Annotated in this window: 13 protein-coding genes; 6 read left to right on the top strand and 7 right to left on the bottom strand. The window is 21.6% G+C overall.

Annotated elements, in window-relative coordinates; genetic code table 11:
• Positions 1–214 precede the first annotated feature (214 nt).
• Complete coding sequence (locus tag BGI41_RS02450) at positions 215–1,093, top strand: hypothetical protein (protein ID WP_088538661.1); 879 nt, start codon at positions 215–217, stop codon at positions 1,091–1,093.
• Between the two features lie 117 nt (positions 1,094–1,210).
• Complete coding sequence (locus BGI41_RS02445) at positions 1,211–1,642, top strand: hypothetical protein (RefSeq protein WP_088538660.1); 432 nt, start codon at positions 1,211–1,213, stop codon at positions 1,640–1,642.
• A 466-nt stretch (positions 1,643–2,108) separates the two neighbouring features.
• Here BGI41_RS02445 and BGI41_RS02440 read toward each other — a convergent pair whose 3' ends face one another.
• The 4 genes from BGI41_RS02440 to BGI41_RS02425 all read right to left on the bottom strand — a co-directional run bounded on the left by BGI41_RS02440 (position 2,109) and on the right by BGI41_RS02425 (position 6,011).
• Entirely contained in the window at positions 2,109–3,353 is a 1,245-nt protein-coding gene (locus BGI41_RS02440; RefSeq protein WP_088538659.1) for a magnesium transporter, read from the bottom strand.
• A 132-nt stretch (positions 3,354–3,485) separates the two neighbouring features.
• Positions 3,486–4,106, bottom strand: a complete 621-nt coding sequence (locus BGI41_RS02435; protein WP_088538658.1) for a potassium channel family protein — start codon at positions 4,104–4,106, stop codon at positions 3,486–3,488.
• A gap of 271 nt (positions 4,107–4,377) precedes the next feature.
• Positions 4,378–5,451, bottom strand: a complete 1,074-nt coding sequence (gene cobJ, locus BGI41_RS02430; protein WP_088538657.1) for a precorrin-3B C(17)-methyltransferase — start codon at positions 5,449–5,451, stop codon at positions 4,378–4,380.
• 8 nt (positions 5,452–5,459) lie between these two features.
• The gene (locus BGI41_RS02425) at positions 5,460–6,011 is read right to left on the bottom strand and encodes a hypothetical protein (protein WP_088538656.1); all 552 of its coding nucleotides are present in this window, start codon (positions 6,009–6,011) and stop codon (positions 5,460–5,462) included.
• A 251-nt stretch (positions 6,012–6,262) separates the two neighbouring features.
• On the opposite strand from BGI41_RS02425, the gene BGI41_RS02420 reads away from it, so the two are divergent.
• The 3 genes from BGI41_RS02420 to BGI41_RS02410 all read left to right on the top strand — a co-directional run bounded on the left by BGI41_RS02420 (position 6,263) and on the right by BGI41_RS02410 (position 9,502).
• Entirely contained in the window at positions 6,263–8,044 is a 1,782-nt protein-coding gene (locus tag BGI41_RS02420; protein WP_088538655.1) for a DNA-directed DNA polymerase II small subunit, read from the top strand.
• Positions 8,045–8,394: 350 nt separating this feature from the next.
• Complete coding sequence (locus BGI41_RS02415; protein ID WP_088538654.1) at positions 8,395–8,979, top strand: class II aldolase/adducin family protein; 585 nt, start codon at positions 8,395–8,397, stop codon at positions 8,977–8,979.
• A gap of 265 nt (positions 8,980–9,244) precedes the next feature.
• On the top strand, positions 9,245–9,502 hold the full coding sequence (locus BGI41_RS02410; protein ID WP_042707342.1) for a UPF0147 family protein: 258 nt from the start codon (positions 9,245–9,247) through the stop codon (positions 9,500–9,502).
• A gap of 398 nt (positions 9,503–9,900) precedes the next feature.
• Here the strand turns inward: BGI41_RS02410 and BGI41_RS02405 are convergent, their stop codons facing one another.
• From BGI41_RS02405 to BGI41_RS02395, 3 genes are all read right to left on the bottom strand, one after another.
• A complete protein-coding gene (locus tag BGI41_RS02405; protein WP_158211960.1) occupies positions 9,901–10,914 on the bottom strand; it encodes a cobalt-precorrin 5A hydrolase in 1,014 nt (337 codons plus the stop codon).
• A gap of 276 nt (positions 10,915–11,190) precedes the next feature.
• Entirely contained in the window at positions 11,191–12,291 is a 1,101-nt protein-coding gene (locus BGI41_RS02400; RefSeq protein WP_088538652.1) for a cobalamin biosynthesis protein, read from the bottom strand.
• A 133-nt stretch (positions 12,292–12,424) separates the two neighbouring features.
• A complete protein-coding gene (locus BGI41_RS02395) occupies positions 12,425–12,889 on the bottom strand; it encodes a DUF2299 domain-containing protein (protein ID WP_088538651.1) in 465 nt (154 codons plus the stop codon).
• A gap of 658 nt (positions 12,890–13,547) precedes the next feature.
• Here BGI41_RS02395 and BGI41_RS02390 point away from each other — a divergent pair.
• Positions 13,548–14,699 carry a Cdc6/Cdc18 family protein gene (locus BGI41_RS02390; RefSeq protein WP_088538650.1) on the top strand — a complete coding sequence of 384 codons (1,152 nt, stop codon included), beginning with the start codon at positions 13,548–13,550 and terminating at the stop codon, positions 14,697–14,699.
• The last annotated feature ends 217 nt before the right edge of the window (positions 14,700–14,916 follow it).

Genomic DNA, 14,916 nt, shown 5'->3' with positions numbered 1-14,916 from the left:
AAATTAATCTATGAAAATTTTTAAAAAAGAAAAAATAAATTAAAAGCAATAAAAAACAATTATTAAGCTAAAAACTTAAAAAAGAAAAACAAATTAAAAGCTAAATAATTAAAAATAATTTGAAATTTAAATAAAATTTTAATCTATGAAATTAAGATTAAAAAAATTAATAAAAGACAATAATGCTTCGATTATAAGTGTATTTACTTTAATAATGATTTTATCACTAATTATAATATTTATAATATTTTTAACAAGTACAATATCTATAAACAATCAAGAAACAAGTATTTTAAATGATAAAAACTTTGAATATCATATTGAAGACTATAAAAGAAATATTGAAATCATAAGTTATAATGTACTTAATAAAACAATTAATGACCATATAAAAACTAGAGAAGCATCAACTAATAGTAGAGAAGAAATTAAAAATAGATTAAATAATAGACTTAAAGAAATTAATAATGATTATTATAGAAATTACAATATTAAAATAGATTCTAATGTACTAAGTGTAAACAATGATGATAATCCATTTAACATTAATATTAAAGTAAAATTAAATTTTGAAAAAGATAATAATACTTATTCTACAATTGAAACATATAAAATATCAATTATTGGATTAGAAGATCCATTACCTTTTCTAAAACTAAAAAATTCTGATTTAACTTATAACTCTACTAATTTTAATTATCATAATTCTTTAAATAGCTATTTAAATGAAAAATCTATAGATGGTAGTTCATATATAAACAGTAGTTCTCCACTTATTTTTAAAAAATGTCCATATGAACCATATGAAATACATGGAAATAATTTAAGTTATAATTGTATTATAAACAATTATTATCATGAAAGTCATGATGGTAGTTGTATATTCTGTAGATTAGAAGGAAAAGCAGATTGTAATCATTATGGCCTTGAAACATTTATAGTATCATGTAAAAATGATAAAAACAAAAGTATATCCTCTCCAGACCATGTAATATTTAGTGATAATCCATATGAAGGAGATAAAATAGTAATTAATGATAAAACATTTCTATTTTTAGATAATGGCCATAAAAATAAGTATGGATTTAATTAAAATTCTATTTTTAAGTTTTATAATTAAAAAAGGTGTTAAAATTAAAAAAAAGTTAGTAAATACCAATAATAAGAAGGTGTTAAAATTAAAAAAATAGGAAAATCAGGAAATATTTATTTGATTGATATTATTCTTAGTATTGTAATATTAATTATTATAATATCAACAGTTTTTACAATTGCATCTTCAACAATAAATAAAATAGATAATAATATTGAGGATAATAAGTTAAAAACATTATCTAATCAAATATTAGATAGAATAATAGAAACACCAGGAAGTCCAAGTAATTGGGAAGAACTTCCATATAATGAAAATTTTATATGTGGATTAAAATCACAGGAAAATACTAGTCAAATACACTTATTATCTTATAATAAAATTTTAAAACTTAAAGAAAACTATAATATAATCTCTAAAAATATGTTTAACAATGAAATTAAAAGTAATATTCAGATAAAACCATTAAATCCTAATTTAGAAACTATTAAAATAGGAGATAAAGAAGGTTTTACAAGTAATATTTACTTAAAAAAAGAATCATATTAATTGATTATTATAGTAAATATCAAATAAAAAACATATCTCATAATGAATATATCTGTAATAGAAATCATGATAACTCTAAATATATATGTTTATTATTTAACATTAGTAAAAGCTTAAATAGCTATGATTATTATTTAATATCAAATAATTCTAATTTTAATTATTATTTAGATAATGGAGTAAATACTACAAGTAGTAGAAAAGTAAATGAAAAAATATTACTTAATGATGATTTAAAAAAATTTTCAAATACAAGTATTATTATCCACATATATACTGAAGATAAAGACTTTAATGGACTTATTATTGCTGTACCTAAAGATTTTAATAAAAATTATTTAAAATATGAATATTTTATCTATGAAAAAGCAGAAATCAAACTAAAAACATGGTACAAATAAAAATTTAGAAATAATAAAAAAATAAAACTTTATAAAAAAATTAAAAAATTAGAATAATTACAAATCTATAAAAATATTGTAATTATTAAAAGTGAATAAGCAATTAATAAAGTATTTGAAAATGCATCAGTAATACTTGTTGAAATTGGAATAACAATATTATCAGGATCAAAACCATGTTTATATGATAATATACATATTCCAAAGACTATCATCATCATTATTGGAATTAAAGTTAAACCTGCTAATACACTTATTAATATAAGTTGAATTAATCCAAATGTTTGAATACCCATTATAACAGAACTTAAATCTGAAATAATTGCTATAAATGGATATACAATAACAGCAAGTGATAATATTATTAATAAATTAACAATTGTAGTATTTGTAAATTTAAATTCAGGCTCTATTAAACCAGAATGAAGACTTGAAGATAATCTTGCACCTAAGATACTTACTAAATTACCACTTTCACCAGATAATAATGGTACTAATGTTAATATAGTTGGATTAGTTAAAAGTGTAGATTCAAATGAATCAAGTACAGTACCTGCATATATTCCTAAAAAGGAACATAAAAGTAAAGTTGGTGTTGATTCAATTAAAATTCTTTTAATATCTTTATTTCTACTAACTTCATAAACAAACATTATAATAATTAATAAAATTAAAATACTAAAAACTAAATCTTTAAAGTATCCAGCTCCAAGGTTTTTTAAAATAAATAATGATGCAATTATTGCAGGTAAAGTAAATAAATCACCAAATGCTGCAACAAGTGGTGTTGTAACATTATCTGGATCCCATCCTCCTTTATAACTTTTAAAAGATATAAACATAGTAATAGGAAGCATTATTAAATTAGATATAATTCCTGCAAATACTGAAATCAATATAAAATCCATTAAATCAATACTTCTTAAATTAAATATTAAACACATTATTTTTGCAAAAACAGCTAAAAATACGGATAATACCATTGTAAGAACGAATGAAGATTTTAAATTAGTAAATAATACATCTGATTTTTTAAACTCTGGATCAAGTACACCAATGTGAAGGTTAGTACTTAATCTAGATGCAAATGATCCAAAAATATTACCTCTCATTCCAATTGCACCAGGAATAAGAATTAATAAACCTGGAAATGCATTTAAAAAATAGGTCATATTTCCAAGGATAATTCCAGCACACAAATCTCCTATAGCACATATAAATAAAGCAACTAAACTTTGTTTAAGAGTAGATCTGTTATTTTTTATAAAATTATAAAATTTAGTTAATATTATACTATTATGACTATTCATATTACCCCTGAAACTATAAATTAGATTTAAAAAACACTTTGTTGAAAAAAAATTATAATTATGAGATTTCAACAAAGCTAATAAGTATAATCATTAATGAATAGTCAAAAATAATTTTTACTTATTAAAAGATTAATTATCATCATCATTTGATTCTTCTTCATCTAATGCATCTGATATATCATCAAATGACATTTCACCATGAGCTATTTGAACTAAAATATCTGAACCTGTTTCAGAACCTTTAGCAAGTAGTACATCATCTTCTAAAATAACTGTATGTTTATCTGGACCATAAATCCATGAATCATGACGTCTAATAGCAATAACTCTCATACCAGTACGATTATTTAATAATAACTCCCCTAATGTTTTATTACATAATTCTGATGTAGGATATACTTCAACACTGATAATCATTTCATCAGATTCTTCCATAACACGTTTAAATACTGGATGTGGTTTAAAACCTTTAAGAATTAAATCAGCTAAATCTTTTGCAGCATTAGCAATTGATTCTGCAGCTTCTGCAATTTCAAGTAATGCTGTTAATCTCTCTGCATCTTCTTTTGAACGTGCTGCAAGAAGAGATTGAATTTTAATCTCATAATTTAAACTATTAATACGGTTTTCTAACTTCAGCACTTCCTGTGCTGCATCTTTACTATTAAAAAGAACAGCAGAATATGATAAATCTACCATTAATTCTGACATGTTTTTCATTTCAATTAAAATATCTTTAATACTTGGCATTAAATCCCTTCAACATTTTAGAAATAAAAAATTTAAACTTAAAATATTATTTATAGTTTATAATAAATAAATGTTTAAAAACAATATAAATTTTAAACATGTGTAGAAAAATTTTAATTTATAAAATTTAGTAAAAATAAAAAAAATTGCTTTAAATAGCTATAATAAATTTAAAAAGCTTAAAAAATAGATAAAAAACTCAAAATTAAATAATTAATAGATAAAAAAAATCTAAAAATAAAAAAATAGTATAAAATTAAAAATAAAAAAATTAAATTTTAGAATTATTTTTTAAAATACATTCCCTACGTAATTTCAATAATTCTTTCTTATTTTTAATTAAATCATTAGGTTCTTTTACAATATCATCAAATTTAGATTTAATACAATCAATATTCTCTTTTTTATGAACCCACATACAGTCTTCGCAACTCCATACATCTTTACCTTTAATCCATTTACCACCAGTAGATTTATCACCACATGGATAAAATGGACAATAACAGAAGTCACAGTACTGGCCATGTTCATGACATGGATAGTATCCACATTCTGTATTAGGTCCTTTTGGAGTTTTACCTTGAAAATATCTTTCATAAAAGTCTACAGCTAATGGATTTAATCTAGATTTAATTACATATCCTCTAGGAGTTATCATATATCCTTCATCAAGATATGTCATTTTATTTCCAACAATTAATGTTGTTGACATATTGATTTTTTCTTCAATAAGATCTTCTGCTCTTACAACAGATACTTTTGAAGGATAAGATTCACTATTTACAATTCCAATTAAAGTATCAGGACCTCTAATATCTAAAACTAAATCTTTAAATAATTTAAATGGTTCTTTTCTAGATTTACTAATAGGATTATAAATAGCTATAATTAAATTTGCTTTAAGAGAATACTCTAATTTTGTTTTAATCTCTGATAATGGAGTAAGTAAATCACTTAAGCTAATTGCAGCAAAATCATGTAATGGTGCACCAAGAAGTGATGCAGAATAATTTAAAGCAGAAACTCCAGGATAAACATCAACTTCAATATTAGCATTATATTTACTTAATATTTGGAAAAGGACATTTGCCATACCAAATACCCCTGGGTCTCCAGAACTTACAATAGCTACATCATAACCTTCAAGACTTTTAGATATTGCCATTTCAACTCTTTTAATTTCATCTCCCATTCCTTTCTTAATTACTTCTTTACCTTCAATGAGATCTGAAATAGAATCAATATATTTACTATATCCTACAATAACATCAGAATCTTGAATAGCTGACAAAGCCCCTAATGTCATATTTTCTCTATTCTGCCCTAAACCAACAACATTTATCATATTATCACTTATTGACTTAAATTATCACTTGTACTATTTGATGTGTTTTCTGAAGCAGAATTATAAATTTTTAAGATTGAATTTATCTTAAGTGAGTCAATATTAACTTTAAATTCTCCTTCATTAGTCATATTTGCAGTAGCAGTAGCTAAGATTTTATAATCTGGTTTTGCACTAATTACAATAGATGAACTTGAAGTAGATGAAGATGATGAATATCCATAAGCAGTGATATTTAAATTAATTTGATCATTATCTTTTGAATCATAAGTCCCAATAGTTAAATTATCATAATCAATTCCATCAACACCTGTCTCATTTTGCAGTGCCGTAGCTAGTTCTTGTTTATTAGAAACATTAAGTGGTGTAGGATCTTGAATAACTACATTATTTAAATTATCAGATGAAAAAATACCATTTATAGTATCAATTTGCAAATCTATTAATCCTTTAACATCAGGAACCTGAGAGGTAACAATAGTGTAAGAACTTAATAAACCAGCTTCAAAAAATCCTATAAATAAAACAATTATTAATATTGCTTTTAACACCTTATGCATTTTATCACTTACTTTCTATAAATAAAATTTAATTAAAATTAATTAATAAAAATAAAAGTTTTATTATTTACTAAATAATTATAAAATTTTAATAATTTATCAATTTAAATCTTTAATTAAAGTAATATAAAAATATAACTAAATATAAAAGAATTATTTTAATAAAATATAATAAAAGAAAATATTAAAAAATAGTTTTAATATAAATTAAAATACTTAATTTTATTTAAAAAATAATAAAATGATTATTTATGACATCAGATATTTTACTTAAATTTGCAAAAAAAGGTATTAATTTATCTCCAAATGCATATAAAATGATTATAAATTCTAAAGATCCTAAAAGTCTTTCATCATCACTTATTATTAAATTAAAAAGTAATGAATTTACAAAAGATGATTTAGTATCTGTAAATGAAGATATCATTGATAAATTTATTAATGGAGATAAAGATGAAAACATTGTAAATAATTCAAATGAAACTACAAGTAATAGAGAAAACAAAATAAACACAGAATTAAAACAAGAACCAATTAACAAACTAAATACAGAAATATTAAAACAAAAACCAACAGTTGATAATTTAAACACAGAAAAAACCATAAATGAAGAAAATTTAAACAGCGAAATAAAACCAATTAATGAAAGTAAATCAAAAATTAATAAATTAGAATATAAAGATGAAGAAGAAAAAGAATTCGATGCATCTAAAATAAGAGAAAATCCAGGAACAGATGTAGAAACAGAAAAAATAGCAGATATTAAGGTAGAAAATAAAGACCATAATATCTGTAGAAGAAATATGGAAGAAAGCCATATAAATTATGATTTTAAAATTCTTCAAGATACAAGTAATAAATCATATACTAGTGGTGAAATAAGTAACCTTATAAGCTACTTCCAAAGTAGATTTGAAAAAGAAGAAAAAATTTTATCACATAGACCTGAACTTAAAGTTCATGATAAAATTGAAAACATAGGAAAAGACCAAACAGAACTTGCATTAATTGTAATGGTTAATGATATAAGAATAACTAAAAATGGCCATATATTAATTGAATTTGAAGATGATACAGGTCAAATTTCAGTTTTATTTAGTAAAGATAATACAGAACTTTTCCAAGAAGCACAAAAAATTGTAAGAGACGAAGTTGTTGGTATTATAGCTACAAAAAATGGATCTCTTGCAATTGCTAATCAAATAATACACCCAGGTGTTCCAAGAATGGCTAAAAAAGATATGGACTTTGGTATTGTTTTCTTATCAGATGTTCACATTGGAAGTAAAACTTTCTTACCAGAAGCATTTGAAAAATTCATTATGTGGTTAAACTGTGAATATGGTAATGAAGAACAAATAAAAATAGCTAAAGATGTTAAATACCTTATAATTGGTGGAGATATTGTAGATGGTATTGGTATTTATCCAAATCAAGAAAAAGAACTTGAAATTAAAGATATTACCCAACAATACAATAAAGCAGCAAGTTATCTTGGTCAAATAAGAAGTGATATTAAAATAATCATTACTCCAGGAAACCACGATGCATCAAGAGTAGCAGAGCCACAACCTGCAGTACCAGAAAAATATGCTAAAGCATTATATGAATTAAATAATGTAGAATTTATAAGTAATCCAGGATATGTATCACTTGATGGAATAAAAGTTTTAATATACCATGGCCGTAGTTTTGATGATATGGCAATGACAGTTAAAGGATTTTCACATGAAAGAAATGATATATTAATGGAAGAATTACTTAAAAAAAGACATCTTGCACCAATATATGGTGAAAGAACACCACTTGCTTCAGAACTTGAAGATTATTTAGTTATTGATGATGTACCTGACGTATTCCATACTGGACATGTTCACATTAACACACATAGAATGTTTAATGGTATACATTTAATAAACTCAGGAACATTCCAGACTCAAACAGAGTTCCAAAAAATTAAAAACATTGTACCAACACCAGCAGAAGTTCCTGTTCTTGATAAAGGTGTATATAAACAATTAAAATTTATATAAGATTTATAATCTTATATACTTTTATTATAAAATCAATATATACTTAAGAATTCAAATAAATCTAATTTTAAAATAAAATTATTAAATCTCTTTTTTTTAAAAAAATAAACAAGACTTTAAATTATTATTTATTAGTATAATTTTAAAATACAATATATAAATTAAAATAATTTTTACTTAATCTTATTGTAAATATATAAGTTTAAATATAAATTTTATAAATTTAATACTTAAATTAATAATAAAATTTAAGAATCTATATACAATAAATAATAAAATCAATATAAAGCTATATTATTTATTTAATAAAATACAAAAACAAATATAAAAAATATCAGGGATTTGAAAAAATGGAAAAAATAAAAAATGATATTGTACAATACTCTAAAATACTATTTGAAAGAGGTTTAGTTTCTGGTAAAGCAGGAAATATAAGTACTAAATTTACTAAAGATAATAAAGAATATGTTGCTATTACACCTACATTAAAATCATTAGGAAATTTAAAACCAGAAGATATTTCAATCGTAGATCTTGATGCTAATCCTATAAATGAAAATAAACCATCTTCTGAAGTTCATATGCATTGTGATATTTATAAAGCACGTGATGATATAAAAAGTATTGTTCATACACATTCTCCTTTTGCAACAGGTTTTGCACATTCTGATAAAAAAATTAAAAGATATGAAGGTTTTGGATCTATTAAAATCCCATATATTGATGAAATAGAATATATTAAACCAGGAACTAAAGAATTAGCAGAAGCAGCAGGTAAAACTTTTGGTGAAAATAAAAAAAGAGATGTAATAATATTAAAACACCATGGTATTATTGCAACTGGTATAAATCTTTTTGAAGCTGAATCACTTGCTGAATTTATTGAAGATTCTGCTAAAACACAATTTATTTGTGAAATGCTTAATTCAATATAAAATTTAAAAAATAATAATAAAATTTTATTTATTAATAGTTTTTTAATAATTTTAATTATTAAAAAGATTAATAATGTGTAAAATCAGCAAAAATTCAATATTAAAAACTTAATTTAAATTTTAATAAGTTTATTAACTTTTTTTAAAAAAAATAGATAAGTTTATACTAATTAAAATCATACCAATAAATTTAATAATAAAATTTAACATAAATAATTATAGTTTTTTAATTTAAATTTTTTAGATAATATTTAGGAGTGATAATATGTCAAACCCAACATTTGATGAAGTATCTGAAATTTTAAAATATATTATGGAAAACAATACTGTACCACGAAACATTAGAAGAGCAGCTGAAGAATCCAATGATATATTAAATAATGAAGAAGAAGATGAAACAGTTAGAGCAAGTTCTGTTATTGTAATATTAGATGATATTAGTAATGATCCAAATATTCCAGTAAATGCTAGAACTTTAATCTGGGAAATCTTAAGTAAATTAGAAGCAATTAAATTTAATTAAATCTTTTTTTAATTATTTTATTTATTAAAACTTCTACTTTTTTTAAAACATACTAATTTTTAAAGATTAATTAAAAAATATTATTCAAATACTAATTTTTATAAAATATACAATACTAATTTTACAAGTAAAACTTATAGATGATAATAGATTAAACTATTTATTTAAATAAGTAATTTAAACTAAATATTACTTTTATATAATGAATAAAATATTAAATTAAATTAAATATTTAAATTATTAAAAAAATCTAAAATTATATTAAATTATACAATTGAAATTAAAATTAACTCAAGAGGTTAATTTCAAGTGTAAAAATCATAGAGGAGTATTTCAAGTGTAAAAAATATAATAAAAATTAAATATTTTTAAAAAGTAAAAAAAGAAAAATAAATGATTTAATCATTAGAAATAGCTACTGCAACAGTAACTCCGTCCATAGCTATTTTTTTATGTATTAATTTTCCATTAGGACCAACACTTATCATTGCACATTGTTCACAAACTCCATCTATTCCAAATTTATTATATACGAAGTCAGATTTAGAACAATCTTCATGATGAAAATTACGTACTTCATCTATATCAATAATTTCAAGTTTTTTATTTAATTCTGTACAAGCTTGAATAATACCATGTTCATCTTTTTTAATAGAAATTGTTGCAATACTATTAACTCTACTAATAGGTATCTTTAAATTATTAAGTACTTCATCAATAGCAATAAGTATATTATTTTTTGTTTTACCACGTCTTGAACCTATACCAATTACTAATTTTTTTTCATATAAATCAATAGAATATTCTTCATCATCTTTACTGAATTTAAAATTAATTGTAGATAACTCACCTAATCGTTTATCTGGAAGTTTAGTAAATGTACTATTTGAAAAATATTTTGTAAGAAATTTTAAATCTTTATCAGATGATATTTGAAGTGGAACATTATCAAGTATTGCTTTATTAAATGGTAAAATCTTTTTAACATCAATTATTTTATAAAAATTTTTATAAGCAAGAGAATCTATACCATATTTAAAGTTAACATCAGTAGAAGTTGAAATTACAGGTTTAGAATTGATTAATTTAGCAATATAAGAACATAATTGATTTCCACCACCAAGATGGCCAGAAAGTAAACTTACAACATAATTTCCTTTTTCATCAATTGTTAAAATTGCAGGATCTTTATCTTTACTTTGAATAAGTGGTGCAATCATTCTAACTATAATACCTGTTGCCATGATTGCAATTATACCATCATAATTATTAAATGCAAATTCCATATTCTTTCTTACATTTTTATGAAATACATTACATTTAATTATTCTTGGATTTTTTAATAATTTTTCCTGAATTTCTAGTGCAAGGTCTTTTGCAGGCTCTGTTACTGATAAAATTGCAATTTTCATAATAATCATCTGAAATAATAAAGTATTAAAAGAAAACTTAAAAATTTTTTATATTTATATAAATTTTCAATATTAATATATAATAGTATTTATTTTAATATAATTAAATTTTTTTTATAAAAAAATAAGTTTCTAAAAATTTAATAAATTTTTAATTAAAATGATTTTAAAGTTAAAAATATAATAAAAACACGAAAATAAAGTTAATATTAAAAATAAAGAGTAAATTTAGTAGAAATAAAGATTCTAATAAAATATACTACTAAAAATTAGAAATTATAATACAATAAGTATTATAAATAAAATAATAAATTGAATTAAAATAAATAAAAATATTGTCCATCTTGATAAATTATATGCTCTTCTTATATCAAAAGGTTCAATAAATTTTAATGGATCTCCAAGAATATAATTATCTTTTTTAATTAATTGGATTCCAAGTGCTCCAGCAGCAGTTGCCATAGTATATCCAGAATTAGGACTTTCACATTTTTTTGCATCTCTTTTTAAAATGTATATTGCATTTTTAGAATCCATTCCAATAATTTTACTTGCAATAACCATTAAAACTCCAGCAATTCTAGCAGGAATAAAATTTAAAATATCATCAAATATTGCAGGGAAAAATCCTATTTTTCTTAATTCTTCTGTTTTATATCCTAACATTGCATCTTCAGTGTTTATTATTCTATATATAAATGCAATCATAATACAAATAAATATTAAATGAAATGTTAAATCGTTTGCAGGTATTCCTCCAGAATTAAATAAGAATAAACTTATATTATTCACTACAAATGAATTGTCAAAAATATTATTATAATAATTTATTAATATTATAAGAAAACCAAAGACAAAGTAATAAAATAATGGACTTATTATTGAATCAGTTACATTTTCTGTTAAAGATTCAATTGTTGCAGATATAATATAACTTCTAGATAAATTTCTAGTAGGTCTACTTACTAAATAGGAAACTTCAGTTCTTGCTTGTTCAAATTCATTATTTTCTAATTTAATCCTAATACTTTCAGCAGTATTTAATAATAATTTAATAGAAAATGTTGAAGAGAAAAATAATCCTAATACAAATACAAATATTAATATTGGTAAATGTATGAAAATTCTATATAAAATTTCACTAATTAAAAGAAAAATAATAACAACAAATATAGTTACTAATAATCCAGAAAAATATGTATTATATTTAATTAATAATTTTTTAAAGAAATCTATTAATTTACCAATTAAAACAACAACATGTAAATTATTTGGAAGTTCTCCAATTATAAAATCTGTAAATAATGCTATTATAAAAACTGTAAATAATAGGTAAATACATACATTAAAATTATTTAATAAAATATTCGGCATCATTGTATTTTATTTTTGTTAAGGATTAATATATAAATATTATTTAAGAATATTTAAAAAATTTATATTTTTATAAAAAAAGTAATTAAAAAATAAGTAGTTTAATAAAAAATATAAGAATTTATATTTAATTTAATTATAATTTATCAACATTAATTGTTTTTTGTCCAAAAGTTTTTTCAAGTAACCATAAACATTGAAGTTTAGCTTTATAAATTCTTTTAAATGTATGTATAAGTTCATTTTTAGTGATACCATCTTCAAATAGCTCTTCAGTTATTAAAAATTTTTCAAGTTGACTATCTGGATGTTCTAATTCAAAATCAACTAAAAATTGATTTAAGTTAAATCTAATAGCCCAAATAAAATTTTCATTAACTTGTATAGGTGATTCTTTAATAAGTTTTTTCTGTTCTTCAGCTATTTCAGTTGCACAGCCAATAAGAATCATATCTTCTTTTCCTTTAGGAGAAATTAAATCCATCATATGATCTTGAGGATAATTTATAATAATATGAAAGTTTGCACTTTCATCTTGAATTTCATTTTTTACTAAACCTTCTTCGTTTAACCATTTTAAAATTTGTTCTTTATTTATCATTTTATCTACTTTAATATTTTATTTAAAAAGAAGCTAATTTTTATAAATTATTTAATTATATTATATTTTATTTATTAATATAAATAAATATTATTTAAATTAATATAAAATTTATTATTATTATTATTATTTTGTTTTAAATTTAATAGAATTTTTTTAAAATTTTTAGAGTGTGAGAGATATATTTCAAGTGAAAGTATTTTTTCTATATATTAAAACTCAAGAGGTACATTTCAATTGTAAAAAATATGAAAATTTTTCATATTAAATTGTTTTTTTACTAATTTTAAAAAAATTTATAAATTTTTGAAAAAATTTACACTTGAAACCTATCTCTTGAAAATCAGCTTTTTGAAAAAATGTTTATACTTGAAATTCACCTCTCACACTCTAAGTGATTTTTCATAGAAAAGTTTATAAAAAAATAATTTAATATATTATTACACTTGAATTTATATTATGATTTATCTTAATTTTTTACACTTGAAATATATGTCTAAATTTTTTGTATAATTCATTTTTAATAAATTACTAAGTATTATAATATTTTTTTAATTTTATAATTTTATTTTTTAACTTTAAATCATAATATTTGTATATTTTTGATTTAATATTTTTTAATGCATTTTTTAAAAAAAATTATAGGTGGTTTTTTTATATGGGAAATATTTTTGATGATTTAAAACCAGATGGTTCTGTTTTCAAGAATAAAGAATCATTGGATCATCGTTTTTTACCTGATAATTTACCTCATAGAGATGAACAAATTAAATTAATAGCTAAACATTGGATTGAAGCATTAGATAATGTAACTCCATCTGATTTAACTATTTATGGTAAAACAGGTACAGGTAAAACTGCAGCAGCAAAATTTGCTCAAGAACAATTAATTGAAGCTGCTAAAAACAAAGGTATTTATATTCAAGTAGAATATGTTAGATGTACTGATTATACTACAGAATATCAGGTTATTGCACATTTATGTAGATGTTTAGGTAGAGATGTTCCATATCGTGGTTGGACTAAAAGTGAAATTATTAACACTTTTCGTAATATTATAAGTCAATCTGTTGGTGGCCAACATTTAATTCTTATTATTATTTTAGATGAAATTGATATTCTTCTTGAAAAAGATGGTGATGGTTTATTATATACTTTAACAAGAACTGATAATGTAAGTATTTTATCAATTAGTAATTATCTTGACTTTAAAAAGTTTATTAAACCAAGAGCAATGAGTAGTTTAAGGGATAAAGAAGTTGTGTTTCCACCATATCGTGCAGATCAATTAGCTGATATTTTAAGAGAAAGGTCAAAATTATCTTTTAAAGAAGGAGTACTTAAAGAAGATGTAATACCATTATGCTCTGCAATGGCTGCAAAAGAAGAAGGTGATGCAAGATATGCTCTTGATTTACTTAGAACTGCTGGGGAAATTGCAGATGAAGAAGAATCTGATGAAGTAATTGGGGATTATGTAATTGCTGCTAAAAATAGAATTGAGCATAATAAAGTTACAGATGTTATTTTAACATTACCTACACAACAACAAAGAGTTCTTGAAGCAATATTAAAATTAACACAAGAAAAAGAAGAAATAACTTCTGGTAAATTATATGAAACATATAAAAGTGTTTCAAAAGGGGATTCAGTAACTTATAGAAGAATATTTGATTTTATTAATGAACTTGAAATGTTAGGTATTATTTCAACAAATACTATTTCTCGTGGTAGAGGAAAAGGTAGAACTAATATTATAACACTTCAATGTGATGCTGATTTACTTGAAAAAACATTATATTCATTATAAAATTAATATATTTTTACTTTTTTTATTTTTTTATATAAATTGATTTTACTTTTTTTATTTATTTTAATTATTTTTTTATTATATTTAATTTTAGATCTTTTTTTTAAAATTAAATGTTTTTTATTAATATTTAAGTTAAATTCTTTAATTTAATTATATTTTTTTAAATTTTTTCATAATTAAATAGTTTAAAAATTAGTTTATTTTATTTTATTAT

It is taken from the genome of Methanobrevibacter sp. 87.7 (assembly GCF_002208625.1).
Lineage (GTDB): Archaea > Methanobacteriota > Methanobacteria > Methanobacteriales > Methanobacteriaceae > Methanarmilla.
The sequence above is the reverse complement of the archived record's forward strand: the minus strand, read 5'-3'. Positions and strand labels throughout refer to the sequence as shown.